A 25,718-nucleotide genomic window follows, 5' to 3' on the forward strand; every position below is an offset into this window, starting at 1 on the left:
CCCGACACCAACGGACAGACCGGGGTTGCCGGTTCGCCGGCCTGTTGACATCGCCGCCAAGCACACCATCGCCGCCGCCTGTGCGATTTTTTTGCAAAAGGTATTTGCATCGGCCGCTGATTTGTTTATAAGCCCGCCAACCAACCCGACGGGCTTCGCCCCGACGGCGGCTTTGGGGAATAGGTTAACGGTAGACCCACGGACTCTGACTCCGTTAGTCCTGGTTCGAATCCAGGTTCCCCAGCCAACCATTTTTCGGAACATAATCAAAGACTTAGATGAGAGCGCGCCGCCTATTTCCTGCGGAGATCATGTCGCACGTGTTGCAACGAGATTCCCTTGATTCTCAACGGTTTCCAAGAAGACTCGGCAACTCCACGCGACATGTGGCGCGACATGAAACTTGTTGCGGTGCTGCCAGCGCTCGCGCCCTTATCGGACCTTCCGGATAAGAACGAGTTCAAGATCACGTTCGAACATGTAGTAAACGTCCTTCTTCTTGGATGAGTGGGTAGGCTTTAGCCGAAAACAGCGCCCTCCCTGACCACAGTCAAAGTGGCTGAAACGCACTACGTTATGAATGGGGCGGTGCCTGTCCGAGAGGTTGATCTCATAATCTCCATCACCCTGAAACTGCACAATCCGTGGCTTTTCCGGTTCGAGAAAGCTGATGATGTGGTTTTCGTTGCGGATGATTCGAACGCCCTGGCCATGCACGGCGACCATCGCGGCCTCCATGGCAGCAACAGCCACCTCAAGTTGCTCTTTTGGCGTCGGCTGCGGGGCTACAGCGTTGACCTGGAGGAATGGAGTGGCCGCAGCAGCCACAGCCACGGCCGGGGTAGAGGCAGCAACTACAGCCCCCTTCAGAAAGCCTCTCCGGTTCATTGGATGCTCTCCTGCTCGACCGCGTAAAAAGCATAGCGGAGCTTGGTCGCGCGCATGGCAACGTCATTCCACGCAAAGCTCAGAGTGCTGAGTTCCGACTCGGTGATGAGAATGGCCGGCATGCCGTCAACCTCCCTCGCCGGCTTCAAGCTGCGTTCGAGCATGTCGGACAGGATTTCCGACATGTGATCGATCGAGCAGATTTCATTTTCCAGATCGCGATAGGCAAACAATGTATCTACTTGCTTTCTGCTGGCCATAGCTTCGCCGGCAGCCGGTTTCATCGTCGGCATAATCGAATTTCCTTCTCATGTAATCATTTTATGTTTATACGTAGACCATAATCGTTAACCACGGTCAACGTAAAATGTGTACACATAAGCAAAAAATGTTTATGCCTTGGATATAGCAAGAGGAAACGATGTTGCAAGCAAACCAAATACGGGCCGCTCGTGCCCTTCTCAGCTGGTCACAAGGACAGCTCGTCGAAAAGACGGGGCTGTCGCTAACGACTATTCGTCGTATGGAAGATGACAAGATCGGTCCGGAGCGCAGCTCGGCCGGGAACGTCGCCAGCGTGATGAAGGTGCTCGAAGACGCAGGCATACTATTTCTCGAAACCGGCCAGGCGATCGAGGGCGGCCCGGGCGTGAGGATGGGACGATGACGACGCTGCCTGATTGGGTTTTGATAACGCAAGCGTTTTTAACGCCCATGGTCGGCGCTGCGGTCGGCGTTGTGGCTTTCATGCAGTGGAGAACCGCACATCAGAAGTTGGTGCTCGACCTATTCGAAAAACGGCTGGCCATCTACGATCAGGTCATGGAGGTTCACGATGATTGGCAAGCGGAAGTGATTCCTCTGAGCAGAGTAAAGCAGGCCACACGAGCACTTAGGAAAATCGAAAGAAAGGCACAGTTTCTTTTTGGGCCCAAAGTGACAGCGTCGATACAGGAACTTCGCACTGCCATGAACGAACTCGCACCATTTTTGCGGCAGATGGATGATGCGGCCGACAAGGAGAAACGCGGTGAAATCTACGATGCTGCGCAGCCGACGGAGAAGCGAATTAAGAGGTGGCGGGAAGACTTCCCTCGTGTTTGTCTTCCCTATTTGCGGCTCGATCAGAAGCGTTGAGCAAAGCCCTGCTGACTATTGGGAATAACTCTTGTCGCTACCAGTCGCGGGAGCGAATGCGAGCCTTCAAACTGATCTTAAAGAGCGTTTTTGCGATTGCCGGCCTACTCGTGATGGGCCTAGTCTTGCTTCCTGCCATCTTCGGCTGGGCCTCTTCGAACACCGCGAAGGCAAACGGGGAGTGCTCAATGCTCATCATCGAGAAGAAGATCGAGCCGGCGAACACCGCAACGGAATACCGTCGCGCGTGCATGGCGTCCAGGGGCTACGGCATGCAGCCGCAATGCTACGTCGACAACTTCACGGTCGCTGCGTGCTTCACTCCGAGATGGATGTTCTGGGTCAATAAAATCTGAGGAGATCGGACCATGTCGAGATTGTCACTGGTGCGCCCGCAGCTGGCACAGAGCCTGCTTCCGACCTCAGCGCCGACGCGCTCGACTATGGCCGCGCTGCGATGTCGACGAACACCATGCGGGCCTGCAGAAGCGGCTGGTCGGATCTCCGCTCTTGAGCAGAGATTGAGAGAACCACGTTACGTCACTCCTGGCGCCACTGGATCTCCAATTGACCACCGAGCACTGACGCTGCGCGATTAATCTCTTTGAAGTTTGGATACTTGCTGCGGTGACCACGCGTCTGGAAATAGCGTTTCGTACGGCTTTCCTCGTCGAGGTCGCGCATGGTCCATTTGATCTCATAACACCGGACGCGAACCTGATCTAACGACACGACACCGGTGATCTTGTACGGCTTCTTGTTGCGTTTCCAGCCATAGTACCGAGCCACGGCTTGGATATTTTCCCAAGCCACGTCAGGAAATGTCGCGCAAATCTCTTCTCGCGTCGCCGACGGATAGAGCTTTCGAAGTTTTTGCTTATCTAGGGGACCCCATTGCCGGCGTCGTTTTGCCAGTCCGAGGCTCTGGCACCGTTTCTGGATCGCTCTAGAGGTGCGATTGTAAAGGATCTGCCGGAGGGCAAAGTAATCTGGATAAAATAGCTGGCACACCAAGTCTTCTTCTGCGCTCCAGACACGTTGCCCGAACAGCGTAAATCCGGTTCGCAGAATCCTTGCCCGAACTCGCGCTGCCGAGGCGGCGTTCCTTGCGTGAAAAGCCAGTGTCATAGGCGCGCTAGGCCTTCTTCACCTTCATTGTCCTGTAGACGTTGAAGGTGCCAGCTTTGTCGGTGAAAAGCGCCGCCACAGCATCCGGCAACGCGTTCAACTCTCGAAGCTGCGTCGCTAGTTCTGCGAACTGAAGCTTCATCTTATCGACTTCGGCCGCCTTCACCTTCTCGATTCTCGCCTCGATCTCCGCTTTCTGCTTCAGAAGTTCAGCAAGCTCAGACATCGCTTCCCCTTAGAGTGGCTGTTGAGACGAGTTTATCTCAGTGCCTTGTGGGTTGCCTGGCGAATCACAAGTTGGACTTTTCCCTGTTATTCACAGGCGCCAGCCCGAAGAAACAGTTGCACGTTCTCCCGGCAGGCGACTTGATCGGCGATCAACCCGGAGTCGCATTTGCTTCGAACAGGCCTGTCAGGCAGATCCTTCTAAGCGGCGCCTACACAATGGAATGGAGTGCTTTTTGGCGGAGTTAAAGAACCAGCATTTCGTTCCGAAAGTCCATCTTCGGGCGTTCTCCGATGCAAACGACGGTGAAAAAAGGATGATAAATCTAATTCACATCTCCAGCGGCAGGGCCATCTCGCGCGCATCAATCTCCGACCAATGTGCTAAGCATTATTTTTACGGCAAAGATCTGCATCTTGAGCGAGCCCTCAGTGATCTGGAGGGAACATACGCTGAGGTAATCCGCGACGTCGAAGCCGGGGCGCGCTCCGGGATTTCGCTGAGGTTCCTGCGAGATTGGACCTTTCTCCAGTATCAGCGAACTGACGCGGCTAGGCGGCGAAGCAAAGAGCTGCATGCACAGATGGATGCAGCAATCGGTGACTCAAACTGGAAAGTAGATACCTCCGACAAAGCTCTCGTAGCTCTGGCCATACAGATGTTCACGGAAACTGTTGGCGCTATAGAAGATCTGAAAACAGTCATCATAGTAAACAAGACAGACACTGACTTTATAACATCAGACGAGCCCGCCATTATTTTCAACAAATGGCTTCATCAAAAACAAAACCTGGACACTTTTGGCTTAGGGAACTCAGGGCTCTGCATTTACATGCCGTTGACGCCTCGGTTTGGCGTTCTGTCCTACGACTCGAACGTTTATGACATGAGTAAACAGAAAGATTCGGTAACTCTGAACGACCGCAAGGAAATCGCTCTCTTGAATGCCCTTCTCATGCGATCAGATGCGAAGAATGTCTACTTTCAGAATTGGGCGGATCGAGACAAACTTATGGCGGATATCAAAACCGAGGTGTCGTATAGAACGGGAGGAACGAGGACGAACCTCTTGGTCCCAGTTGACGGGAGGCCAGGGACATTTAGACCTATTGCCAAGGATGAGGATCAGCTCGACTTCCCCACAGCCGTTATCCATACCGAGACCGTTTTTCCACGCCCTTCGAATTGGTTTCGTTTCCTCAAAAACAAGATGCGCCCGGTGTTCTTTGAGAACGGAACGTCGGTGGGCCGCGTCCGACAGAAACGCTGGCTCGAAGTCTTACCTGGTTTCGAACAGTCCCAGCCCTCAATTCCGGCGCGAGCACAAGTGTTGCTCCCCGGGCTCCCACGCAGACCTGCGCTTGGATAATCTTGTGGAAGTGTCAGTTCAGGGAGAGTAACGTTGGAAACCATCGGACGCGGGGCCGTTCTCGTCGCCTCCGGCTTGTTCTCATCGGCGGCGTACCAGGGTCCCCTGTTATTTACCGCCCGCACCATTCCTGGCTGCGTCGACCTTCTTTCGATATGCCTTCAAATCCTTCCACGCCTTGGCTCCCTTAGTCGTCAGCGCGATTTCGTCATCCTTAAATTTTCCAGTGCTACCCGAATGCACAGTGATGAAGCCCCGCTGATGTAATCTTTTGCGGGTCCCCTCGCCGAAATCGTCGATAGCCCGACATATGAGAGGCACGCCGACACCACGCCGGGAAAGCTTCTTGATTGCAGTCTCCTCTCTGTGATCGAGATTGAACTCCTCCGGCGGCTTACCGAGTAGAAGCATGAGCCGATCATGCACTCGATCCCTTTCTTTCTGAGCTTCCAAGGCGTCTTCGGCGTCGCATTTGTCGTCCCAATCATCGTCGTCATACCAAGCTTTGACCACGGCATCTGTTTGAGCCGAATGCTCAATCTCACGGAGAACGACGGCCCATCCCGGCCGATGGTCGTGGTTGTCGATGTAGTACCGGCGCTGGACAGAGAAAACAGTGGGCCTCTCACGAAACCAGGAATAGCAAACCGTGTCTCCGACGTTTGGGCAGGTGCCATAGTGGTGAAGCGGCATGCTAGAAAATGGCTCTAGCCTACCGTCCGAATGCAGGATGTACGTTCTCACCACTACCATTTGAGCACTCAGGTTCGCTTCGTGCGATGCCATCTGCCTAAGCAGTTGGCGAAATAGGCCAGAGACATCCCGCACGTCCGCAGGGGATTTCAGTCGAGACCGCCGGCATGCGCTAATCACAACTTCGCTTTTCCAAGGTTTTCACAGTGCGGGGTCTCACCTAGGCGTGGCCAAGCTTTTCGGGGTTTGTGGAATGGCCAATCCCGATTCTGATAGTTGACGCCGGCCAATAGCCCGATACGTTTGCGGCCGAGGAGAACGCTACGATGCTTGAATGGGAAGCTATGTCGGACGAGGAAGCCATTGACTTCGCGATCGACGAGCACGGGAAGGACGCTACGACTTCCGTCGCCTACTGTGGGCTTGAAGCCAAACTGAACGGCGATAGCCCCGAGTCCAGGTTTTGGTTCGACCTTTTCGTGAAGCTCCAAAAGCAAAACCATGTGGGCTGGGCATGACCGGATGTCGCTAACCACCGCCTTCGTCGCCGAACTGATCTGGGCGGCGAACCAGTCCCAACACCTAACGACATTTGAAAAACGGCGTCTGCTAGAGCGGGCCGTCGTGACCATACGGGACATGCGCGAGCAAGCCGGCATACCCAGCAGCAATACGGAAGCTGATGCCGTAATCGACCTTCAGTCAACAGCGGCAGCGATCGACAAGCGGACCGATGAGCAGATCCAGGCAGCGCTGCTCGATGCGGCCGACATGATCCGGACCTTGCGCATCCTGCTGGACACCGGGACAGAGGTGGTGATCAAAAACTGACGACGCAGGACAGATTTTTCGGAACTCTGTAACTCGATCTTGCTTTCACCCCATCAACCGACCCGCACAGCGACTACTGTGAATCCTACAATAGCCAACGGCGTCTGTTGCGGCGTAGCCTCTGCCCAAGAGGAGACACTCATGGATACAGCACCTTCAATCACCGACCTTGCCGACAACGAACTCCGCGAAGTCTGTCTGGTGGCCGTTTTCCTGCTTGCCCAAGCAAACTGGGCCGAAGGGTCCGACGACGATATGTGGCGCGACGTTCTCGACGAGGCCTATCGGCGCGGATGGACGGATAGGCGCGTCTCGATCGAAGCAGTCGCGGTAAATTAGCGAGACCTTGCAGAATGCAGAACGCGCCCTACCATCTTCGGTAGGAGGGCTCGCCATGTCGAAAATTCCCGCGCCGAAGCATCCAGGTCGCGACATCCTTAGCCATGCTGCGTTGAAGGCCGACTACCAGACGCTGGCCGATCGAGCGCAGTCGGAGGGCTGGTCGCGTGTGGATATCGCGATTGATCTGATGGTTCAGGATGTGGGAAACCACCTTCTCGGGATGAATGCCAACGTCGAGATGTTCGAGCGTGGGACCGGTGTTGTGCTGCACCCGCGGAAGCCGCACTAACCCTCCCCAAATCTTGGTCGTTGACTCTCTGCGCCAATGAGAACATTCGTAGAACAAATATACTCAGAAGGCGTTGAGCATGAGCGACGAAACCGGCGCAGCGAAAGCCGCAAGCAGCGGCCCGTATGTCCACCTATGCGAACAACCTGGCTGCAAGAAGTGGGGCGGTTTCGGCTTTGCTGTCGGCAGGGCCACCCCGAACTGGTTCGGCCACGAGCATCGTCCGGAATGGAAGAAGGGCAATGCCTAAGAACGGCGCCTGGTGGCTTTCCGAGCTTGTCGCCAAGGTTCGCGTCGAATGCTCCTGCGGCGTGAAGAAGCAATATGACGCCAAAGCGCTGCTGGAGCGCATCGGCGACATGCCCATGCCTTCCCTCTTGGACAAACTGGCTCAAGCCAACGGCTGCTCGAAAACGAAGAACAACTTCAATGATCGCTGCCAATTGAAATACAGGGACCCGATGCCTTCGGAGGCCCCGCCCTCCCGATTGTACCGGCTGGCAATGCGGAGCCAGCCGGACGACCGGAAGAAATCACCTTCGCCAATCTGCCGGAGTGGTATGAGCTTTTCTGCCACTGCAAACGCTGCGGTCGAGAACGCCACCTCGATCGGCACGGCCTGGCGCGTCGGTTCGGCACGACGCAGTCGATCGTCGCACTTGGTCGACGCATGCGCTGCAAAGTGTGCAGCAACAACAGCGGAAACGTGATCCGGGTAGGGAAACAGCGACGGTGATTGTCGACCACCGCGATGGACCATCGTTGCCGCACGCGAGTTATACGAACGCCCCAACGTATCAACCACCAAGGCCCCTCTTCCCCGGGCCGGCAGCGACGCATTTATTCGAGGGCCGAGACGCGGCTATCGAGCGACTGGTTTCTGCTCTCGACATCGTCGACATCACTCTTGATGCTACTGATCTCACTGGTCAGGTTGAGAATTTCCATCTCGCGGTCCTGGAGTGCGCTCTCTGTCTCCCGCAGCTTCCGCGCAAGGTCGTCGATTTTTATGTTGAGGGAGTTGATGATGTTCGCGTGCTGATTAATCGCGTCGTTCTGCTCATTGTGCAGGCACACGAGATACTCCAGCCGACTGTTCAGCTTGCTTTCGAAGTCATATCCAAAACCCTCACTACAGAACGCTTGAGCTTGTGCCGCAGAGCCGAGCAGCACGAGCGTGGCAATAGTCTTGCGCATAATTGGTCCCTCGATCGATTCCCCGACACGCATGAAGCCATGGAAGCGTGCGAAGAAAAAGAGGGGGCGCAAATGTGCTCTGAGAGCAGGTGATTACGAGCCGCGCTGCCCCGAAATCTAGCTAGCATTTCTGCTACTAGCGGCCCAAGCGGATCTAGCCCTACCTTCCCGATCGCAAGGGAGGATCTGACATGACCGAAAACAACAATCGCCTGATGAAAGCGAGCGAGATTCCTGAGTTCGTAGATGAGGTGATCGAGGCCAGGTGCGACATCTGCGCCGTAGGTCACGACAAGTACGTGTTCGGCGACATTGAAGAGCAGGACCGGGCGAAAGACGAACTCGAGAGGATGAGTGACAAATACGGCGATCGAGATCCACTAAAACTAGAGATTGTCGCCTACTCTGGTCGATCGGCCGATACATAGAGCTGGCTCCAAGGGGAAGCGGCACTAGCCCGCGAATGCGGCGCTGGAGCGCTAGCTCCCAATTTCGGTCGATCGGAAGAGCCAAGAACACGCCAATGACGCGCCTTAATCCTCATCTCTCAACTGTGCGGCCATAAGGTTCGCAAGATACCCTTCCATGGCAGATAGGTCGAGGTTACCCTCGTGCCAGACGCGATCAGTCTCCTTAAGCGCGTTGTAGTACGGGCCGCGCTGTTCGCGGATTCTTTCGGGAACGATTTTCCGGCCGGGTAACAACATCCCGGAGCGAACACATAGCAGGTAGTAACAAACCGCTCTCGCCGTTCTTCCATTTCCCTCAATGAAAGGATGGATCCAATTGAGCCGCCAAAGTCCGTAACCAGCTAGTTGTGTGGCCGTCAGGTTGTGCCAATTCTCGTGAATAAATGAAATGAACCGATCCATGAGATCCGGCACGTCTTTGAAGTGCGGAGGAACATGGTTTCCAACGTAGATTGGCTCTTCTCGGAAGCGTCCACCGAACTGGGAAATCGCTGCTACCGCGGCATGGTTGAGCGACCAAAGCATATATTTGTCGATGGCCTGCGGCCCCTGCGCAATCCCAATTTCAATGAAATTGGTCAGCAGGTCGTATTGGCGGAGGAGGTTCTTTTCGAGGATTGCCTCGTAGAGCTCTGGATTCTGTTCTTCGGTTACGAGCATAAAAAAAGCCTGTCCGAAGACAGGCTCCCTTGTTGATGTTGTTAGTGTGCGTGAAGGAGTCTAACGCTCTTAGAAGCCTGACGCGCAGATTCTTTCGTGATTTTCGAACCTTCAGGCGCATTACCGTAGGCAAAGCTCGCGCGCTGCTCCATCAACTGCTCATCTGAAATGCCAACCCTTTTCGCGCGGGCGAGCAAGTCATCTAGCTCCGGCCTCGCCGGAGCGGGGGAAATTACAGATTTGCGGACAGCCATGGTCGTCTCCCAAGTCCTGATTCTAAGTGCAACATAAAATAGTTAACAACCTCCGAAGGGTGCTCCTCAGGAAGGCGTCTGCTGTTTTCTAACATATGAAATGCGAGACAGCGCCACGCTGTTCCGTTGAACACCCCTACAAAGCAGCACAGTAGCTGCTTCGAGGAAGACACGCTACACCACATATAGGGTGACGATGACGTTTTTTATATGACGCGAATAGGAAAAAATTCTCTGTTGCATATTTACGCGGAATGGAAGCGGCCAGTCGACCGTTACCTTGCATGGTAACCATAGGATAGGAGGCCGGACGCGCTACCCGAGTCCGTTCTCCTCGGGCCCCGTTCGGCGCTCCCGCGCAAGCGGCATGGCGAAAGAGATTGCGAGCACGCACTCCACGACCCGTGTTGGAATCTGACGACCTAAGCCTCGACCTCCCCCATGAGAATGTCATCGTACTCCCCATAGGCCAAAGCCTCTGGGTCGTATTTGATCCCCATGGCCTCAAGCTTCTTCCGCTTCCGATAGTAGATAAGCTCTTGCCTGGCGTGCTTAATCGCCTCGTCCTTGATGTAATCCTTGTAGCCATCAAAGACAGGGTAATCGTTAAGGGTCAACAGACGGTCGAGCTGCTGATGGAGGGAGGACATCGTCATCTTTCGCTTCGCCAGCGCGGTCGACTCCGCGTAGAGCAGGAACTGTTCTGACAGCAGGTGAAGTCGGTAAAGCTCCTCCTGCCTCAGGTAGTTTTTCCCCGTCTCGACATCGGCAATCGTCGGGTTCTTTCCCGTCATCGTCTGAAGACCGACATTCTCCTGGGTGTGATCGGCGCGATCGAGAACGATTTTCGAGCTTGTCATGCCAGTGACTGCGTGATGGAATTTTTCCTGAAGCAGAATATAGAACCGCCGAACTTCTCCGGCTTCCGGATGATAATCCGAGGCTGAAATTCTGAAGCACTCGCGGACTTTGGCGTAGACTTGCTTTTCCGACGCCCGAATAGCTCGGACTTCTGCGGCAAGCTTGTTGAGCTTGTCCGGGGATTCCCGAAGAGCCTTCTCATTGAGAACGTATCCTTGCTCTAGATACGTCCTAACAATCTTGCTGGACCAGCTTCTAAATCGGGTAGCCTCTTTCGAGCTAACTCTATAGCCGACCGCAATGATGGCATCGAGGCTGTAGAGCGCCGTAAGATAACTCTTCCCATCTGCGGCAGTTATTCGGAATTTCCTAACAACTGAATCCTCGTCCAGCTCCTCTGACTTAACGAGATTTTTCAGGTGTTCGTTGATCGTTGGTACCGTGACGCCAAACACGTCCGCTATCTGAGCTTGCGTGGCCCAGATCTCATTTTCTGCGGCCTCGTAATGAAGCTCCGTCGTTGGCTTGCCATCCCTCTCATATGTGATACTAGCCAGCGTTGGCACTTCCTCTCTCGGAGTCTGCGGGCGGCTCCACCGTGCCTCTGCAGCCTTCTTCGCTATCGCTGCGCGCTTATCCGCCGAGAGCTTTTTTGCGCGGGCCTTAGCCCCAATTGCCTTACCCTTCGCTTCATTATCGTCATGCGGCATGTCGATTCACTCCGATTCGGGAATGCTTCCATGCTCGCTATCGACGATTGTATTTGCAAGCATTCGCCCCTTGGATGCTTGCATTTCGGGCTGTAATCCCCAACCGCCGCAGTTCGACCTAGGGGGAAGACACAGGATCAGCGGCGCAGGGAACTGCCTTCGCGTTGCCCCGCCTCGATCCGCTGCAGGATCTCGCGCATAACTCGGGTGTCGACCGATAGGCTATTCAGCGTGTTCTCCACGGCGCGCATCGAGGTAGCTGCCTCGGCCGCCTGCTTCTCAACACCCGTGATGCGGAGCTCGTGGTTGTCGAGCAAGCGCATTGACGCCTCGAGGGTGGTGACGCGCTTGTCGATCTGATCAAGAGTTCGGGCGTGCGCGCCCTGGTTGGAACTCAGGCGCTCCCATGTGGCGCCCCACGCGACGAGACCTCCGGCAAAGCCGACCAGGATCACGACGGTGTTTAGGTTCCACTCCCATTTCCAGGCTGGTGCTCTGACGGTTGTCATTTCATCACCTTGTTGCTGCCCCATTCCTGTCCCTCGTGAATGCATGCCATGCAATTTGTCGGGAGGTGGCCGCCCCGCCGCGAGGCGGCCACGTAGCCGTTACTGCTGGTTCTTCGGTGCGAAGTAGGTCAGCACCGCCGGCAGACCGATCGTCAGCGCGTAGAGCGCCAGATAGCCGTACCAGGGCGTGTCATCCGGCATAAAGGGAATGCCGGCGGTACCAGTCAGCGCGCCACCGGCGGCAGCTGCAATTGCTTTCGAAATGTTCATGGTCGTGTCTCCTTAGCTGGCGGCTTTTGCTTCGCGGACGGCGAGCGTGATGGCGGCATAGGCTTCGGCAGCCTTCACAAGCGCGGTTGCCGCGGTGACGTTGCCCGGATCCTTGCAGACGGTTTCCAGCGCGGCCCAGGCAGCCGCTTCCTTCGCGATGGTTCGAGGTTTGATGTTCCCGGTGCTGGCTACGACAACGAACGCCGAATGCGCCGTTGCGGCTGCCGAGCAGATCTGCGGCAGGTTCTTCTGAATGGCCGTGTCGATCGAGCCGGTGGTCGTGGTGCAAGCGGACAGCGCAAAGGCCGCCACTGCAAGAAGCAGAAAGCGCATGGTGATTTTCCTTCGATGTTGGAAAGGTCAGAGTTTCGCGGATGCTTCCGCGCGCAGTTTGTCGCCGCAGGCCTTCGCGCCCTTGATCGACGGGTCGAACGCGAGACGGGTGAAATCCCACTTGCCCCGCTGCTGGATGCCCAGATTGTTCTGGACCTCCGCATGAGAGAGCACCGTCTTGTCGGTGATCTTGATGTTGTAGCGCCGGCAGAGATCCGCCACGACACTAGTCAGGGCGTCCCACTGCTTGCGCGTCATTGGATATTTGCCGGGATCGAACGGAGCCTCGTTCGAACCGCCCATGCAGCAGAGTGAAACGCCGATCGAGCCGCTGTTGCAGTTCAGCGTGTGAGCCGCATAACCCTTCTTCGTCGGCGACTGGTTCAAGTCGATCGACGGACCGCCTCGGATGAGCTTGCCATCATCCTCGATGAGGATGTGGTAATGGCCGCGGTCGAACTCGCTCGCCTTGTGAGCACCAGCTGTCCAGTGGCAGATGATGCGAACCATCTTGGCCGGTGGCATCCAGTCGGCCGGCACCGTCTGAGATTTCACGAACGCTTGTGGCGTGACTGGAGTGGCTGGCGGCGAGTACATCGACGAAAAGGCGCGAAGCGACTGCAGTTCATCGAGTGCATTTCCGGTTGCGATGATACTTTCAATGCCGAAGTCACCGTCGGCACCGGATTTTGGGAGCTGAAACCCGAGCGCGATCAAGCGCCGCTGCAGAGCCTGCACGGTCGTGTTCATGGTGCACCTTTGGTTTCGGGTGTGGTAATTCGCCATCACGGCGTCGAACCGACGCTCAGGTTGATAGGATCGAGAGAATGACCGATGCAGCGAAACGAGCCGCCGAGTTCGCGAAAAGATACCTTGCTCAGCGTGATCAGCTGAAGGCTGAGTTGGAAAGCGCGAGGACAAAGGATGACGCACGACGCATCAGCGAACTTACGCGAGACCTGAAAATCTGCGAGAAATACATCGCCGACAACCGTCTCGATCGGTTCAAGCCGCCGAAGTAGCCCAGGGACCGGCAGACTGGAACCAAGGACAATCGGGAAGCAAAAGGCCCCTTCCCCTACGAGTAGGAGAAGAGGCCCCGTCTGAGCGTTCGAATTCACAGACAGCCGGTCTTATGACTGAAAAGTTGGAGAATTCAAGCGTTGGTTGGCCGACCTTTTTGCGTCACGTTCTGCGATTAGAGGCCGGCCGCAGCCAACCACATGTTGTCGATTTCCTCCTCAGTCAGGCCGAGCGCGGCACCGACGGTCGCGATTAGCGGATGCATGCGATTGAACGTGCTCGCATACTCCCATTCGATCTGTGCTTTGTCCTTGTCAGGACCGGCCGGCATGCCGCCGATCGTCGATGTGACCGACGAAAGGGGAATGCCGTTGGTCACCAGGCCAAGCCGAAGCTGGCGAGCCGTCAGGGATGGCATGGCCGCTCGCAGCTCCTCGACAGTCGGCGGGATATACGCGGCAATTGCGCCGTAGTCGCCAGCAAGGGCGTTCTGCCAAAACTCGGCCTCGTGCTCATATTGCACTGCCGCGCTTGCGCTCATCCCGAACGGGTGCGGCTCGTCGAACTCTGCAAACTTGATGTTCGCAGTCAGTGTCTCTTGGACTGCGTCGGCCCAACGAAGATCACTCACGGCTTCGATTGTCAGATTGCTCATCAGGAGATCCTCATTGCGACAGAGGCGGAAGCGTTGGTGATGACACCCATGGCCCGCCATGTCCCGGCATCAATTCCGAGCACGGCGCTGTTGGCGGAGTTCGACCAGTAGAGATCCGTGCCGGCAACGGTGGAACCGGGGTTGATGGTGCCAGCGGTTTTCTTGAGGGCAAAGGCGTAGGTACCGATCGCGCCTTGCGAGTTACCGGCGTAGAGGCTGCCTATCTGGGCGGCTGTAGGTTGGTTGCCGTCACGCCAGACGGTGGTATCGACGGAAACCGTAGTAGCAGCAACGGTGATACCAGTGCCTTGCCCTACAGCGAGTGTGCGGTCCGCCGCCAGGCTCCCACCTCCCGTCAAACCGTTACCGGCGATAACCTGGCGAGTTGGGTTGACGGGCGTATAGCCATAGATGCCGTTGAGATCGGCAGCCGTCAGCACCAATTCGTGGGTGTGGCTGGTCGTGGTGACGCTGTTCGTCGAGGTGTTTGTGACGCTGGTCGGCGTGCCGAGGGTGAAGGAACGGTTCGCCGACAGATCGCCGCCGCCGGTCAAACCATTGCCGGCGGTGATCGTGCGGCCGGTTGGAACTCCTCCGAGATCCGTCAGCGTTAGGTTGCCGGTATGCCAGACAGCGTAGTTGTTGGCGCCAACGATGTAACGGCACCCGTCGACGCCGCCGGTATTTGCCAGAAGCATTGCGGTTGCGCCGCCTGTGGCGATGTCGTTCTGGATTCTGAAGCCGAATGCGGTTGTCGCACCATCGTTGTGCTGAATGTACCCCTGACGCGTGGCCTGTTTGTAGAACGACACAAACGGGTCGCTGGTGGCGTCGCCTGAATCAATACGGATCGCCTCACCACCCAGCGTGAGCGTTAGGCGTCCCGACATGTTGACGATGCCGAAATTGTAGGTCGCCGCGCCCATGAGGGCGTCGGCAACGGTCCCTGTCGTCAGGTTCGACGCGTTGTTCGCTCCCAACGTCGCGCGTGCCGTGGCCGCGTCCGCATCATCCAGCACGGTTTTCATGAACGTCGAGACGCCGAGGGTGGTCAGCGCCGTCGACCCATTGGCATCATCAAGCAGCGTGCGGGCAAAGGCCGTCAGCGCCGTCGTCGCGTAGACGTCCAGCGCCGTCGTGTAGATCATCTGGTCGGCGACGGTTACCAATCCCGAGATCGACTGAAGGCCGGCGTCATACGCTTGAACGTTCGTCCCGATCGCAACGCCGAGCGCGGTCCTGGCAGCACTCGCTGATGTCGCACCGGTACCGCCGGCCGTGATCGGACGAGCTGCGTTCGCATCCGCCGTCAGGTCGTCGATCAGCGTGTTGTACGGCACGCTCTGAATGGTCGTGTTCGGCACACCTTTGGTGCCGGCCGGAGGGCTATAGACGCCGCCAGTTCTGGGCATGGGCATTCTCCATAGAAAAAGGCCCCCGTTGGGGAGCCTTGAAACTTCTGGGCAATTTCGATTTGATGTTCACGGGGCAGTTGAGGGACGACAATGATCAATCTGGACGACGACATCGAACGCGGTGTTCAACTCTTTATGGCTGAGCATGCCATCGAGCGCGAAGAGGCGATCCGCCGAATACTGCGCGATTGGCTTATCGGAAACGGCTATGGAGTGAACGAGCTCGATGAGGACTAACCCCAGCTCTGCAAACACGCATTCTCTCTGGGGGCCTAATAGATTGACGACTTTCGTTATGACCATTCGGGTGGCTGGTGCGCTCCTTGCATTAGTCAGTTGCTCGGTTTCTGCATCAGCGCAGTCATTCTCCTGCCCGATCGGCAAGAACGCTGCGTGTCTCGACTACAGCGATAAGATCTGCAGCACATTCGGAAAATGCGTGGACGACAACGCGGTTTGCTTCAGCAACTACACCTGCGACTTCAAAGGTTTCGTATGCAAATCGGCGCTAGACGAAGTTGTGGAGCAGCACGATGACGTGGTCCAAAAGTACAACACGCTTGTCCGTGAAAATAATTCCCTGACGCAGGAGCTGAGTGCTAAGTCGGTTGAAAACGAGGAGAACGTCCAACGAAACAGCAAACTATTTCGCGCTCTCCAGGATGCCCAGTCCTGCGTGCAGGGGGCGGACACGCTCGAAGAAGCCCAACGTTGCTCGTTCTAGTCGCATGCATGCTCTTCAATTCATCCGCGTCTCGTGTATTTTATGTCCATGCAGATCGATCACAATCCCCATGAGCCGTCTCACAAAGCGCTGAAAATCATCGGCGTGCTTACGGCCGTGATTGTTCTAGCAGTCGCGATTCCGGTCAATCTCGGTATCCGCTGGGCCGTTGATCTCGTTCCCGAAGAGCTGATCTGGGTTATCGACGGGGTTATATTGGGCCTTTGCGTCGGCTTTTTCCTTGGCCGGTGGGATGCGATCCGTCAGTTTCGGATACCTGGCAGGGCCGAATAACCGGCGAGGCCGCCAGCCCGCGTCAGAGCCCGAACTGTTGATTGCCTCTGCTGACCAATCACATTCTGCTGTCCCCGGCGAAGGATGGCCTCAACGATCTGATCTCGCGCCGTACCGGTGGCAACGCTCAGGCGGCCGATATCTTCTGCCAGCTTGCCTGCGTTGGTATCGGCATTCCCCTGCACCACCCGCTTCATGATCGACTTGAACAGCTTGGCTGCTGTTCCCGTCAGCGTCGCATCAGAGGGGATTTCCTGCCCCTTTGATACCTCGTCGAGAAACTGATTGAACCGCGAGCCCATGGCCGTGTCTGAACCACGAGTGACGCGGTTCGCCGTGTCGGCAAAGACATTCTCGCGGTCGATCGAGTTAAGCACGTTGTCGGCCCTCTCCTCGCCGAACAGCATACCCAGCTTTTCGCGGTTCCAGTCGCCCTCTCCTCTGACCGTCTTGCGCAGCGCGTTCAAGTCGTTGGCTTCCGTGCCGATCGCCCGGTAAACCTCCCCGAGCGAGCTTTGCTGCATGCGCAGAGGTACACCAGACGGTCCGATCATCTCGCCCTGGGGCAAAGCGCCCTGACGAAGGACATCATCAAGTTCTGACGGGCGCATGGCAGTGGCGCCATTGTTCATGATTGAACGCCCCTCGCCCAATGCCTCACGCTGGCGCGCGATTTCCGCGAACTGCCCATCGACTTCCTTGATCCGCGGCACCGAAGCCCGCAGGCCGTCGTCGATCATCTGGCGCGCCTCTGTCAGGGCCGAAATGACCTTCGGGTTCTGCTCCGTTTCGAGAATGCCATCAATCGCCTGGCGGGTTTCGAACGCGATAGCGGGATCAGTCGTGACGAGGTCTTGCTCGTTGACGTTGAGCATCTGCCGAACGTTCCGCAACTGGCGCTGGGCCGGCCCGCGCATCCGCTGGATCTCGTCATCGAGAGCATCGGCAATCGGGATGAAATCGTAATTCGACCTCTCCGCCATCACCGGCCCATAGCGACGCCTCACCTGGTCCTGGTCCGCCGCTAGCGATCGATCAACGCGCGACGGCACCGGATCCGGACCGAGATTGTCGGCGACATCCGCACGCAGCCGAGTGTTGGCGAGGCCGCTACGCTCGTTGAGCGGATCCACGATAAGGCCGCGTGTTCCGGGCCGAGCTGCTGCACCGCGAGCGACCCCGAGCCATTCCGGCGCGACGTCCGCGAGCATGGCATCAGGGCCAAGCTGCTCAAGGGAATCTCGATACCGAGTGACTTTCGACGGATCGGAAAGCTCGTCGACGACGTAGCGCCGCGCTTGGTCGGTAACAGTGGAAAGGGCATCATTGCTTTCGCCAAGAATCTTGCGGGCGAGCGACGATGCGAGCTTGCTAGCGCCGGCAGCGACTGGCAGCATTGCAACGCCTGTCCCGGCGCCGATGGCCATTTCCCGACCTGCCTGCTTCGCGCGATTGCCCGCACTGCCTTCACCCGCACCGAACCCTTGGATAGCCCCAGTGCCGCCGCCAGCAGCCAAGGCAGACACCGCCCGCGCGCCTGTCGAAGCACCGGTATTGCCGAGGGCATAGTTACCGATCGCGGGAGCCGCTTTCAGCAAAGCACCACCTGAGCCGACGCCGCCCGCAATCTGCAAGCCGGTCGACAGGTACGGATGATCCGTGTCGTATTCGTCATCTTTCCGGCGCTGGATGTTGAGGGCCTGGTCGTACCGCTCGCCCCATGTCTGGCCAGGCAGCTTTTCGAAGCCGTCCGGCAAAAGCGGGTCGACTACAGGAGCCAATGTCGCATTGGTGGCCGCATTGAGTTCGTCGAGATAGGAGCCAATCCCGAGCGTTCCCCTCGCGACAGACCGAACCGCACCGTCAACCCCGCCGGATCGCGCGGGAGCGTTTCCCTTCCCGCCTGCAGCCAATTGCGCCGCGATTTCGTTGACGGTGGCTTCCTGCTGTTCTGGCGACAGCGTTTTAAAGCTGTCGTCGACCTGAACCTTGACGCCGTTGACCGTGAGAGTTCCCATTATTCGTAGCTCCAATTGACGCCGGTCTGGGTCTTCCTGGTCCCCTCATTCGGGGTGGGCCCGTTGGGGATTTTGTAGTTTTCCAGCGGGTTTTGCATCTCCCGGATACGCTTGCGGCCTTCGGCAGGCGTGATTTCCCGATCGGCGACGGCATCGGCAATGACGCCCATCTGCTGCTCGTATTCCGAAATCCCGCGCATGGTCTGGAAGATAAGCTCGTTGCCGCCTGGCTGGTTAATGATGCGGGGCAGTGATGCCCGGAACATCCTGATATCGGCATCGGACATTGGGCCGGAACCCGGAGCGCGTTGCTCAGGGACCATTTTTTCGAGCAATGCCGATGCGGCCTGAATGTCGCTCGTGCCTTCTCCGATCGGAATGCCCCAATCGCCCGCAATCTTCTTGAAGCCGCCCTCAATGCCCTGCGGCACGTTGGCGAAGATGCCTTCTAGGCGGTTGATCTGGCCCATACGTGCCCGAGCCTGCATGCCAGCATCGGATAGAGCGGCGAACGATTCAGCATTCTTCTTGTCCAGGTTCTCATAGAACTTGTCGCTCTCGCCGACGCTGACGTTCGTCGTTCCGGCACCGGCCTTGCGCTGCGCCTGCTCCCATTCGAGCGGGCCCAACGGTGTGCGCCCGTTCTGTGTCTCGAACTCGCGATAATATTCGTAGTTTTGCCGATCCGCCGTCGGCTTCTGTGCATCAGGATACTCGGCAATGACCTGCCCTGTCTGGTTATCGACCAGCCGGCCGTTGACGACCGAGGTCTCACGCTTGCGAGGAGCATTGAGGTCCTGCTGCAGTTTCCTCATTTCAAGCTGGCGCATCGGATCGTTGGCCAGCATCTGCTGTTCGATCATCGATCGCGCAACGGCTTTCATCTCAGGCGTGGCGAAGTCGTTCGCCAGCAGTTCGTACAGACGGGGATCGACGCCGCCTGCCGACTGCGCAAATTGCGCTGGCTGCTGCTGACCAACTGCCTCTGCCTGGGCGATCTGCTGCGGGCTCGCGGGTGCCCCACTCGTCAGAGCCGGCATCATGCCACCTTGGGCGCTGGCAAGCTGCTGCGAACCTTGGAACTGCGCGGGGATACCTTCCGGCAACGGCTGCGACTGAGGTGGAACAGGAAGCGCTGAAACGTCACGCGGTTGCTCCATGCCGGGCGCCTGAGCACTCCTTCCCGGGAACCGAGCGGCATATTCCGGCGTCTGCTCATAGGCCGCGACCTCGTCTGACAGCGATGCGCCGGCCTGAGCGGCGCCAGACTGCGCAGCAGGATCCACGAACGGTGAGACAAAGGGGCTCGTCGCCGGCATGGTACCGCTCGCCATTGCCGTGACTGCGTCTGCCGCCGTATCCGGCATGCCGATCGACGGGTCGAGGCTGGCAACTTCCCGCGACTGCGGCTGACCTTGGAACTTAGGCAGGTAGGCATTCGCCGAGCTCATGCGCGCCGCCGCCTCGCCGCCAGGGCGGTTCCATCCGGCGAACTGCCATGCGCGGTTCATAAGCTGCTGCGCTTCCTCGACGGACGTCGCGTTGTTCAGCGCCGCGACGAGGTTCGGATCTTCCTGAAGGAAGAATTCAGCCTGAGTTTGCGGGCTAATCGCACCAGGTTTCTCACCCTTCTGGCCGGCGAACGAATAGAGAGCTTCCAGACGAGGGCCGCGCCAAGACATGATGCCGCCAGCTGTACCGGGAGCACCTCGTTCGCTCGGGTCGCTCCAAGAGCGGTTTGCATTGCCCGAGGAGAACCGGCTTTCCGCATTGCCGGTGGACGCGACGGCGGCCAGGCCAAACGGGTTCGTGATGCCGCCCTTCACGGTGTCCATAAAGCCGGAATAGACGTCGCCGCTCGTCGTCGTCGAGATGTTACCCTTGCTGTCGACCTTCGGCATGTTGCCGCCCATCGCGACCGGGTTTGATGCTGCCGAAGACGACGCCACATTGCCAAGGATCGAGTTGTAAAGGGTTGAAGCCGTATCGGTCCCGGCTTTCTCTGCCTTGTCGGCGCGATACTTGCCAAAACCAACAGCTGCGCCCTTCAGCAACGCGCCGATCCCTTCTGCGGCCGTCTTCGGCTGCGCGCCCATGATCTGCTGCGAAAGGGCTTCGATCACCTGCCGCCTGCGAGCGAGCGACTGCGCGGTCTCGCCGGTATCACCGCCAAACAGAAATCCGACCATTAGTAGAGCCCTCCATTACGGCCCATCGTGAAGAAGTTGGCGAGGCCGGTCAGCGCCGACGGCTGCGCGCCTCCTGGCGCCACCGGAAACGCCGCATTTCGCTTCGCCATTCCAGCAGCAACGCCGCTCATGAGCGCGCCGGCGCCCTCGGCCATGTTCTGGGGCATCGGTTGTCCCATGATCTTCGCTTGCAGTTGCTCGGCGAGCTTCTGGCGGTTCTGAGTGGTGTCGGGCTTCTGCAGGCCGGCGTAGAGAGCAAACGGGTTCATGCGCTCTTCTTTCTAGCCGGGGTGGAGAACAGCATGCCGTAATCGACGCGGCGGAAACCGTCGGCGCCCTTGGACACGGCTTCCGGACGCACCTTCTCGACTTCCTGCGCCATCACGCCGACGCGCTTCGGAGCGTTCTTGCCCTCGCCCTTGTAGCGGTACTCATAGAGCCCGCCGATGAGCTTCTTGTCCTTCTTGGCGCGCTCATCCGATAGAGCTGCGAAGCCGGCGAGACCGCCAAGGATCGAGCCGATGCCCGCCTGTTTCTGATTGTAGGCGCCGACCTTGTTCGCATAGTCCTGCTGGACCATGCCGGCATAGTCGATGTTCGGGATGCTCTGACCTTGCGTCGGAACGAAATTCGGGTTGTTCACTTGAGCACCCGACATGAGGCTGACGATTTCGTTGATCGGCTGGTTGCGCAGCGCGTATTGCTCGTTGAGATACTGCGCACGCGCCTGGTTCTGAGCAGCAAGCTGCGCCTGCTGGGCATTGAACGTCTGGTCTTTGAGCGCGTTGTTCGCCGCGGTCTGGGACTGGCTGTTCTGGTACATCTGCTGATTGGCGGAGTTCCCGAACGTTGCCGAGGCCAAGCCCTGCTCGAACTTCTGTTGCTGGGCGGTGTTGTTCGCCTGCTGCTGTGCCTGGTTCTGGCCAAACTGCTGCTGCTGGGCAGCATTGCCGAGCTGCATGTTGTTCGCGTTCTGCCCATACTGCTGCTGCTGTGCGGTGTTTGCGAACTGGCCACTCGACAGCATCTGGTTATAGGCCTGCTGCTGCGCGCTGTTCTGGAAGCCGGCTTGATCACGCGCGAGGCCGGCGAGACGAGATTGTTCCTGACCGGCATTGAGGATCGCGCCAAAGCGAGCGTCATTCTCCTGCCGCGTCGCAGAATCTACCGCACGGTTATAGGCCTCGGAACCGGGTTGCAGACCTTGGTTCGCCAGCTGCGTTTCAAGCGCGGATCGGCTCTGCGCCAGCTGCGGGTTCATCCGCTCCATCAGCGCATTTTCATAGCGGGAGGTGTCGGCGCTGTAGTCGTACGTCTTGGTGATGTCGCCTGCATTCCCCAACGACGTCTGGATCGTGCCGGCGTCGGCGACACCCTTCTGGATGTTACCTGCGTTCGCAATCGTGCCCTGAACGTTGCCGGCATTGCCGAGGCTGGTTTGCAGGTTCGGACCCGATCCATACTGCGCATACTGCGGCAGCCCGACCTTGGAGGGGTCGCCCGCAGCCGGCGCGCCGCTCAGATTGAACGGCTTGCCAAGCAGATCCTGCAAGCGTCCCGACTGTGAATTCGCGAGCTTCGACAGATTGAGTTCTGCCGCGTCGTTCTGCGTCTTGATGGCCTGCTGCCCAGGCGACAGCGTCTGTGTGGCCGTCCACGTCGGCAGATCGTAGACGGCGCCGCTCATCGGGTCCGTCCACTTGTTGGTGCCGCTCTGCGAATAGGTCAGGTTGCCGTCGGGCGTGACCTGGTTGACGTTGCCGAGATAGCCGTTGGCGATCGCCGTGCCGATGTTCGTCGACGTCTGTGCGGACGCAGTTTCCTTCGGATCTGGCGCCTTCGGACCCTTCTTGCCCATTAGGCCCTCCTCTTGTTTGCGCGATGAGCGTTCCATGCGTCATCGGTGAAGGTGAAGATGATTTCCGCCTCATCGCGGCCGCGCAGGCGATCTATGCGAGTCTCGGAGAACCCAAAGTGTCGGGCGATATCGAGCATTCCGAAATTGCGCTCGGACACGCGAAGAACGACAAGCTGACAGCCGCATTCCTCGAAGCAGAAGTTGAACATGGCATTGATCATCGGGCGGGTGAGCCAGCGCTTGCTGTCCGAAGCGGCGGACATTTCGATTACGCCTTCCTCCGGCTGCCAGTTATGGAAGACTACTGCGGCAATGAGGGTTTCACCGTCGATCGCACCGAGCGTTGCGCATGGGCCAAAGCCACGTTCGGCACCGAGCCGCGCTGCGACAAATCGAGCAAGCCCCTCATTGACTTGCGGTGCCCGAGGACCGCCCCAAACGTGGTTCATGCGCTGGCCTCGCCAACCGAGACCTGCAGCGTGGCAAGGTCAACTTCGATATCAAGCCGGACGGCACCGCCCGAGGTGATGACGCACCCGACGGCAAGCATGTCGCCGGTCGCCCTGACGTTCTGGCGGAAGTCGTAGCGCATCAACTCCGACACGCCGTCCCACACCGCGACATCCCAGAGGCCAACATCCCATTCGGACGAGGTCGTATTGCCCTCGGTCACGCTGTTAAAGTTCGGAGTGGTCTTGTCGAAGTCAGCCCTTGCGAACAACCGCACTTTCGGCCGTGATTTCCCACGAAAATACATGTGCGCCATGGTCCCGGTCGCGCGCTGCCCGAACTGACCTGCTGGGGCAAACTGCGAGAGATAGGTGGCGCTGAATGTCAGGCCGTCGTCGGTACCGCTGGTATCGCCCTGCCAGACATATCCATCGAACGAGCCGAAGAAGAGCCCGCCTTGCAAGGTTTCGTAGCAGAACGCTTGCCAGTTGGTGATGGTCGACCATCGACCGGTCAGGACGTTCAAGACGAACGTGGTGTCGGTGACGACGGTGTTTTCCGGGAAGGCCACGAAGACGAGGTTTTGCTCCGGCCACTGCTTCAGCGTCCAGCCTCCGCCCGTCGCGTTGGCCGCCCGCTTCCAATCGTCCTCGATCGGCCGCGAGACAGAAACGAGGCTGAGGGCCTGCCGATCACGCTGAAACACCTGGGAGATTGGGGTGAGACCATCGCTCGTGGCAATGAGGATATCGGCTCCTGCCCTGATCCATGCATTCTTTCCGAGGGGCTTGCCGAGTTGATAGACGCCCTTCAGCGCGAAGTTGTTGGCGTCACTCGGATCCGAGCCGGCATAAACGGCAACCTCACCCTCCGTCGAGACAAACACGCACATGTCCGACAGGCCGTCGCCGCTCTCAAGCGACCAGGAAAAGCCAGTCAGCAACGAACCGCCGCGTTTCATCACCCCGCCGAGCGGAAAGACGACAGCCGCGCCACCCATCGCATTGACGGGCAAATAGTAGGCATCAAGCGTTGCGTTCTTCAGGAAGAACTGCCGGTTCTTGAAGAGCCAGCCATAATTGAGCTGCGGCATGGTCGTGCCGTCGACGAAGGTGATGGCCGGTGACGTCGTCCAGCTCGTACCGTTGTAGATCCGCCGATCGTTCGCGCCATTGAGGCAAATCAGGTTCGAGACGCCTGCGTTGGTATGCTGGAAAGTGCACCAGTCACCGCCCGCGAGCCCTGAAACGTCCGCCGCGGTCGTGGTTGGTGGCGCTGCCGGCGAGCTCACATTGTAGATTGCCGTGTCTGTCGCGACGAACAGCTTCTCATTGACGCCGTACTTGTATTTGAAGGCGCTCTTGATATCGCCGCCGTCGGCAGCCAAGGCCCGTTTCTGCGAGCCTCCACGGATCTTGCATCCGACCAGCGTCGGGAAGAAATTGCGCAGCACGATTGCCGATCCCGGCTTTTGCGACGCCATATCCGTCGCCGTAACAAGGCCGTCGCGCGGCGCAGGGAACGTCACCGGCTGCGATGACTGCATCTGGCCGACACTCACCGAGCCGCGATTGCTTTGACCCACTCGGGCCGGCCTCACCGCCATCTTCATGATGCACCCCGATCGGCGTTGATTTCCTGCAGGAGGTCGGCCTCGAACTCGGCAAGATTGTCGTCGAATGGCAGGCCTTTCTGCCGCTTCCATCGCCACAGGATGCCCTTCACGAGCAACCGCTCCGGGAAGAGCGTGGTGTCGTCGTCGGCTTCAAGCGTGTCGCCTGGGCCATCTGGATCATGCAGCACCCAGAACTTCGACACGTATTCGATGACCGAGCCCACACCGGTAGCAGCCGGCGAAAACAGGATCTGGTTGCCCTTGATGAAGAAATACGGCTGCGCGGATACCACGCCGACGATTACGGCCCATTGTGAGCTGTTGGTGATGGGCCGGTAGAATGCACCGGCCGCACTGCGCACGGCGCCACCAGGCGTCAAACGCTCGTAGTCCTCCGGCAACGGCTCAGGCGAGCTCAGGGCGACTCGTTCCTTCAGCAACTGCTGCCAGTCGGCCCGGCGCGCAATTTCGTCGCCTGCCTCCTGGGCGAGCGCAACCATCGTGCGCGCGTTCGGATCGTTCGAACCATAGATGCTGTCGAACTGATCAAGGGAAACGACATCGCAGACCTGATTGATGGCAGAGAGCAAGGTCATGGCGTCGGCCCTCCAACAACAACCTGCGCATTGCCCCAGCGCGACCGCTCGTCGCCGATTTTCAGACCGGACAGAGCCAGCATCTTGAGCTGTTGGGCAGCGCCTACCTTGCCAACGTCACGCTCCCAGATCGCGATTTCCTCAACCAGCGAATACAGGTAGACGTCCGCCGCCTTGTCGAGCAGCCAGTTCGTTGGGTTTGCTGACGTCAGCGCCGGGATCTTGCCGTAATAGGTGACGGTCAAATCCTGATCGCAGACGGGCCGCACGCGAATGTTGCCGCCGACGACCGCATATCCGGACGGAATGCCGCTGCGGGCGCCAAAACTGTCCGTCAGCTGCTGCAGGGCAACGGCGCGGATCGGATGGCCGGCCGCCGTCTTCACCTCACGCGCCTCTAGAAAATCGGGCGGCACCGGCCCTTCGCCGTTGACGATCGACACCGTGCCGACGACTTCCATTTCAGCGATGCGAAGGCCCCGGTTGAGCTTCAGCTCTGCCAGGCCAAGAAAGCGCGGGAAGAGATGCGCAATGTCATTGCGGCCGGAATACTCGCCAGCATCGACAAGCAACGACGCATAGTCCGAGATGGTCATAGGGGAACCTTCCGCGCGCGATCGGCAGCAGTGAACATGCGGGAATGGTCAATGAGGCGGGTAATTCGCTCGTTCGCTTCCCGGTGAACCTCAGGGGCGTCCTCGGCACTGGGCCGAG

General features: G+C 58.3%; 37 protein-coding genes and 1 tRNA gene. 15 read left to right on the plus strand and 23 right to left on the minus strand.

Annotated features, from left to right (window positions below; all coding sequences use genetic code 11):
- The first annotated feature begins 173 nt into the window (after positions 1–173).
- Positions 174–247 (plus strand) — tRNA-Gln (locus ASD02_RS00620).
- A 185-nt stretch (positions 248–432) separates the two neighbouring features.
- Here ASD02_RS00620 and ASD02_RS00625 read toward each other — a convergent pair.
- Together ASD02_RS00625 and ASD02_RS00630 are read right to left on the minus strand one after the other, a co-directional pair.
- A complete protein-coding gene (locus tag ASD02_RS00625; protein ID WP_057221869.1) occupies positions 433–888 on the minus strand; it encodes a hypothetical protein in 456 nt (151 codons plus the stop codon).
- On the minus strand, positions 885–1,172 hold the full coding sequence (locus ASD02_RS00630; RefSeq protein ID WP_156408343.1) for a hypothetical protein: 288 nt from the start codon (positions 1,170–1,172) through the stop codon (positions 885–887). The genes ASD02_RS00625 and ASD02_RS00630 overlap by 4 nt, the downstream gene beginning before the upstream one ends.
- Positions 1,173–1,309: 137 nt before the next feature.
- Here ASD02_RS00630 and ASD02_RS00635 point away from each other — a divergent pair, with 137 nt between their 5' ends.
- The 3 genes from ASD02_RS00635 (at position 1,310) to ASD02_RS37890 (ending at position 2,381) form a co-directional block, all read left to right on the plus strand.
- Positions 1,310–1,555, plus strand: a complete 246-nt coding sequence (locus tag ASD02_RS00635) for a helix-turn-helix transcriptional regulator (RefSeq protein ID WP_057221867.1) — start codon at positions 1,310–1,312, stop codon at positions 1,553–1,555.
- Positions 1,552–2,025 (plus strand): hypothetical protein, encoded by a 474-nt coding sequence (locus tag ASD02_RS00640; protein ID WP_057221866.1) that lies wholly within the window; start codon positions 1,552–1,554, stop codon positions 2,023–2,025. The genes ASD02_RS00635 and ASD02_RS00640 overlap by 4 nt, the downstream gene beginning before the upstream one ends.
- Before the next feature lie 188 nt (positions 2,026–2,213).
- Positions 2,214–2,381 carry a hypothetical protein gene (locus ASD02_RS37890; protein ID WP_156408344.1) on the plus strand — a complete coding sequence of 56 codons (168 nt, stop codon included), beginning with the start codon at positions 2,214–2,216 and terminating at the stop codon, positions 2,379–2,381.
- A gap of 184 nt (positions 2,382–2,565) precedes the next feature.
- Here the strand turns inward: ASD02_RS37890 and ASD02_RS00650 are convergent, their stop codons facing one another.
- Together ASD02_RS00650 and ASD02_RS00655 are read right to left on the minus strand one after the other, a co-directional pair.
- Positions 2,566–3,153: a hypothetical protein gene (locus tag ASD02_RS00650; protein WP_057221864.1), complete on the minus strand. Its 588-nt coding sequence runs from the start codon at positions 3,151–3,153 to the stop codon at positions 2,566–2,568.
- 7 nt (positions 3,154–3,160) lie between these two features.
- Entirely contained in the window at positions 3,161–3,379 is a 219-nt protein-coding gene (locus tag ASD02_RS00655; protein WP_057221863.1) for a hypothetical protein, read from the minus strand.
- 235 nt (positions 3,380–3,614) lie between these two features.
- Here ASD02_RS00655 and ASD02_RS00660 point away from each other — a divergent pair, with 235 nt between their 5' ends.
- Positions 3,615–4,748, plus strand: a complete 1,134-nt coding sequence (locus tag ASD02_RS00660) for a DUF4238 domain-containing protein (protein ID WP_162255893.1) — start codon at positions 3,615–3,617, stop codon at positions 4,746–4,748.
- A gap of 108 nt (positions 4,749–4,856) precedes the next feature.
- Here the strand turns inward: ASD02_RS00660 and ASD02_RS00665 are convergent, their stop codons facing one another.
- A complete protein-coding gene (locus ASD02_RS00665) occupies positions 4,857–5,534 on the minus strand; it encodes a hypothetical protein (protein ID WP_156408345.1) in 678 nt (225 codons plus the stop codon).
- 233 nt (positions 5,535–5,767) lie between these two features.
- Between ASD02_RS00665 and ASD02_RS00670 the strand changes: the two genes are divergently transcribed.
- From ASD02_RS00670 to ASD02_RS39080, 5 genes are all read left to right on the plus strand, one after another.
- Positions 5,768–5,959 (plus strand): hypothetical protein, encoded by a 192-nt coding sequence (locus ASD02_RS00670; protein ID WP_057221860.1) that lies wholly within the window; start codon positions 5,768–5,770, stop codon positions 5,957–5,959.
- A gap of 4 nt (positions 5,960–5,963) precedes the next feature.
- Complete coding sequence (locus tag ASD02_RS00675; protein WP_057221859.1) at positions 5,964–6,272, plus strand: hypothetical protein; 309 nt, start codon at positions 5,964–5,966, stop codon at positions 6,270–6,272.
- A 141-nt stretch (positions 6,273–6,413) separates the two neighbouring features.
- Positions 6,414–6,611: a hypothetical protein gene (locus ASD02_RS00680; protein ID WP_057221858.1), complete on the plus strand. Its 198-nt coding sequence runs from the start codon at positions 6,414–6,416 to the stop codon at positions 6,609–6,611.
- A 55-nt stretch (positions 6,612–6,666) separates the two neighbouring features.
- Positions 6,667–6,903 (plus strand): hypothetical protein, encoded by a 237-nt coding sequence (locus tag ASD02_RS00685; protein ID WP_057221857.1) that lies wholly within the window; start codon positions 6,667–6,669, stop codon positions 6,901–6,903.
- A 79-nt stretch (positions 6,904–6,982) separates the two neighbouring features.
- On the plus strand, positions 6,983–7,153 hold the full coding sequence (locus ASD02_RS39080; RefSeq protein WP_164474897.1) for a hypothetical protein: 171 nt from the start codon (positions 6,983–6,985) through the stop codon (positions 7,151–7,153).
- 141 nt (positions 7,154–7,294) lie between these two features.
- On the opposite strand, the gene ASD02_RS39360 is transcribed toward ASD02_RS39080, so the two are convergent.
- Positions 7,295–7,711 carry a hypothetical protein gene (locus ASD02_RS39360; protein WP_156408346.1) on the minus strand — a complete coding sequence of 139 codons (417 nt, stop codon included), beginning with the start codon at positions 7,709–7,711 and terminating at the stop codon, positions 7,295–7,297.
- A gap of 32 nt (positions 7,712–7,743) precedes the next feature.
- A complete protein-coding gene (locus ASD02_RS00695) occupies positions 7,744–8,100 on the minus strand; it encodes a hypothetical protein (RefSeq protein WP_156408347.1) in 357 nt (118 codons plus the stop codon).
- Positions 8,101–8,291: 191 nt separating this feature from the next.
- Between ASD02_RS00695 and ASD02_RS00700 the strand changes: the two genes are divergently transcribed.
- Positions 8,292–8,528, plus strand: coding sequence for a hypothetical protein (locus ASD02_RS00700; protein ID WP_347376818.1), 237 nt, complete (start codon positions 8,292–8,294; stop codon positions 8,526–8,528).
- 105 nt (positions 8,529–8,633) lie between these two features.
- Here the strand turns inward: ASD02_RS00700 and ASD02_RS00705 are convergent, their stop codons facing one another.
- The 6 genes from ASD02_RS00705 to ASD02_RS00730 form a co-directional block, all read right to left on the minus strand.
- A complete protein-coding gene (locus ASD02_RS00705) occupies positions 8,634–9,230 on the minus strand; it encodes a Fic family protein (protein ID WP_057221854.1) in 597 nt (198 codons plus the stop codon).
- 676 nt (positions 9,231–9,906) lie between these two features.
- Entirely contained in the window at positions 9,907–11,055 is a 1,149-nt protein-coding gene (gene rhuM, locus ASD02_RS00715) for a RhuM family protein (protein ID WP_082555434.1), read from the minus strand.
- Positions 11,056–11,192: 137 nt separating this feature from the next.
- The gene (locus ASD02_RS00720; protein ID WP_057221852.1) at positions 11,193–11,588 is read right to left on the minus strand and encodes a hypothetical protein; all 396 of its coding nucleotides are present in this window, start codon (positions 11,586–11,588) and stop codon (positions 11,193–11,195) included.
- Positions 11,589–11,663: 75 nt separating this feature from the next.
- Positions 11,664–11,834, minus strand: a complete 171-nt coding sequence (locus ASD02_RS39085; RefSeq protein ID WP_164474898.1) for a hypothetical protein — start codon at positions 11,832–11,834, stop codon at positions 11,664–11,666.
- 12 nt (positions 11,835–11,846) lie between these two features.
- A complete protein-coding gene (locus ASD02_RS00725) occupies positions 11,847–12,167 on the minus strand; it encodes a hypothetical protein (protein ID WP_057221851.1) in 321 nt (106 codons plus the stop codon).
- Between the two features lie 27 nt (positions 12,168–12,194).
- On the minus strand, positions 12,195–12,917 hold the full coding sequence (locus ASD02_RS00730) for a peptidoglycan recognition family protein (RefSeq protein WP_057221850.1): 723 nt from the start codon (positions 12,915–12,917) through the stop codon (positions 12,195–12,197).
- A 77-nt stretch (positions 12,918–12,994) separates the two neighbouring features.
- Here ASD02_RS00730 and ASD02_RS00735 point away from each other — a divergent pair, with 77 nt between their 5' ends.
- On the plus strand, positions 12,995–13,189 hold the full coding sequence (locus tag ASD02_RS00735; protein WP_057221849.1) for a hypothetical protein: 195 nt from the start codon (positions 12,995–12,997) through the stop codon (positions 13,187–13,189).
- A 176-nt stretch (positions 13,190–13,365) separates the two neighbouring features.
- Here ASD02_RS00735 and ASD02_RS00740 read toward each other — a convergent pair whose 3' ends face one another.
- Together ASD02_RS00740 and ASD02_RS38900 are read right to left on the minus strand one after the other, a co-directional pair.
- Positions 13,366–13,845, minus strand: a complete 480-nt coding sequence (locus ASD02_RS00740) for a hypothetical protein (protein WP_057221848.1) — start codon at positions 13,843–13,845, stop codon at positions 13,366–13,368.
- Complete coding sequence (locus tag ASD02_RS38900) at positions 13,845–15,257, minus strand: hypothetical protein (protein ID WP_057221847.1); 1,413 nt, start codon at positions 15,255–15,257, stop codon at positions 13,845–13,847. The genes ASD02_RS00740 and ASD02_RS38900 overlap by 1 nt, the downstream gene beginning before the upstream one ends.
- A gap of 93 nt (positions 15,258–15,350) precedes the next feature.
- Between ASD02_RS38900 and ASD02_RS37905 the strand changes: the two genes are divergently transcribed.
- Genes ASD02_RS37905 through ASD02_RS00755 form a run of 3 tightly spaced genes read left to right on the plus strand, consistent with a single transcriptional unit; the run spans position 15,351 to position 16,278 of the window.
- On the plus strand, positions 15,351–15,497 hold the full coding sequence (locus ASD02_RS37905; RefSeq protein ID WP_156408348.1) for a hypothetical protein: 147 nt from the start codon (positions 15,351–15,353) through the stop codon (positions 15,495–15,497).
- Between the two features lie 58 nt (positions 15,498–15,555).
- The gene (locus ASD02_RS00750; protein WP_156408349.1) at positions 15,556–15,984 is read left to right on the plus strand and encodes a hypothetical protein; all 429 of its coding nucleotides are present in this window, start codon (positions 15,556–15,558) and stop codon (positions 15,982–15,984) included.
- Positions 15,985–16,026: 42 nt separating this feature from the next.
- Positions 16,027–16,278, plus strand: a complete 252-nt coding sequence (locus ASD02_RS00755; protein ID WP_057247420.1) for a hypothetical protein — start codon at positions 16,027–16,029, stop codon at positions 16,276–16,278.
- Here ASD02_RS00755 and ASD02_RS00760 read toward each other — a convergent pair.
- From ASD02_RS00760 to ASD02_RS00795, 8 genes are all read right to left on the minus strand, one after another.
- On the minus strand, positions 16,248–18,296 hold the full coding sequence (locus ASD02_RS00760) for a hypothetical protein (protein WP_057221845.1): 2,049 nt from the start codon (positions 18,294–18,296) through the stop codon (positions 16,248–16,250). The genes ASD02_RS00755 and ASD02_RS00760 overlap by 31 nt on opposite strands.
- On the minus strand, positions 18,296–20,122 hold the full coding sequence (locus ASD02_RS38905) for a phage tail tip lysozyme (protein ID WP_244494159.1): 1,827 nt from the start codon (positions 20,120–20,122) through the stop codon (positions 18,296–18,298). Before ASD02_RS38905 ends, ASD02_RS00760 begins: the two co-directional genes overlap by 1 nt.
- Before the next feature lie 362 nt (positions 20,123–20,484).
- Entirely contained in the window at positions 20,485–20,754 is a 270-nt protein-coding gene (locus tag ASD02_RS00770) for a hypothetical protein (protein ID WP_057221843.1), read from the minus strand.
- Entirely contained in the window at positions 20,751–22,343 is a 1,593-nt protein-coding gene (locus ASD02_RS00775; RefSeq protein WP_057221842.1) for a tail fiber domain-containing protein, read from the minus strand. Before ASD02_RS00775 ends, ASD02_RS00770 begins: the two co-directional genes overlap by 4 nt.
- Positions 22,343–22,792: a GNAT family protein gene (locus ASD02_RS00780; RefSeq protein ID WP_057221841.1), complete on the minus strand. Its 450-nt coding sequence runs from the start codon at positions 22,790–22,792 to the stop codon at positions 22,343–22,345. The genes ASD02_RS00775 and ASD02_RS00780 overlap by 1 nt, the downstream gene beginning before the upstream one ends.
- Positions 22,789–24,405 carry a hypothetical protein gene (locus ASD02_RS00785; protein WP_057221840.1) on the minus strand — a complete coding sequence of 539 codons (1,617 nt, stop codon included), beginning with the start codon at positions 24,403–24,405 and terminating at the stop codon, positions 22,789–22,791. The genes ASD02_RS00780 and ASD02_RS00785 overlap by 4 nt, the downstream gene beginning before the upstream one ends.
- Positions 24,402–25,004: a hypothetical protein gene (locus ASD02_RS00790; RefSeq protein ID WP_057221839.1), complete on the minus strand. Its 603-nt coding sequence runs from the start codon at positions 25,002–25,004 to the stop codon at positions 24,402–24,404. Before ASD02_RS00790 ends, ASD02_RS00785 begins: the two co-directional genes overlap by 4 nt.
- Complete coding sequence (locus ASD02_RS00795) at positions 25,001–25,600, minus strand: hypothetical protein (protein WP_057221838.1); 600 nt, start codon at positions 25,598–25,600, stop codon at positions 25,001–25,003. Before ASD02_RS00795 ends, ASD02_RS00790 begins: the two co-directional genes overlap by 4 nt.
- Positions 25,601–25,718 lie beyond the last annotated feature (118 nt).

Source organism: Ensifer sp. Root1252, from assembly GCF_001425885.1.
Classification (GTDB): domain Bacteria; phylum Pseudomonadota; class Alphaproteobacteria; order Rhizobiales; family Rhizobiaceae; genus Ensifer; species Ensifer canadensis.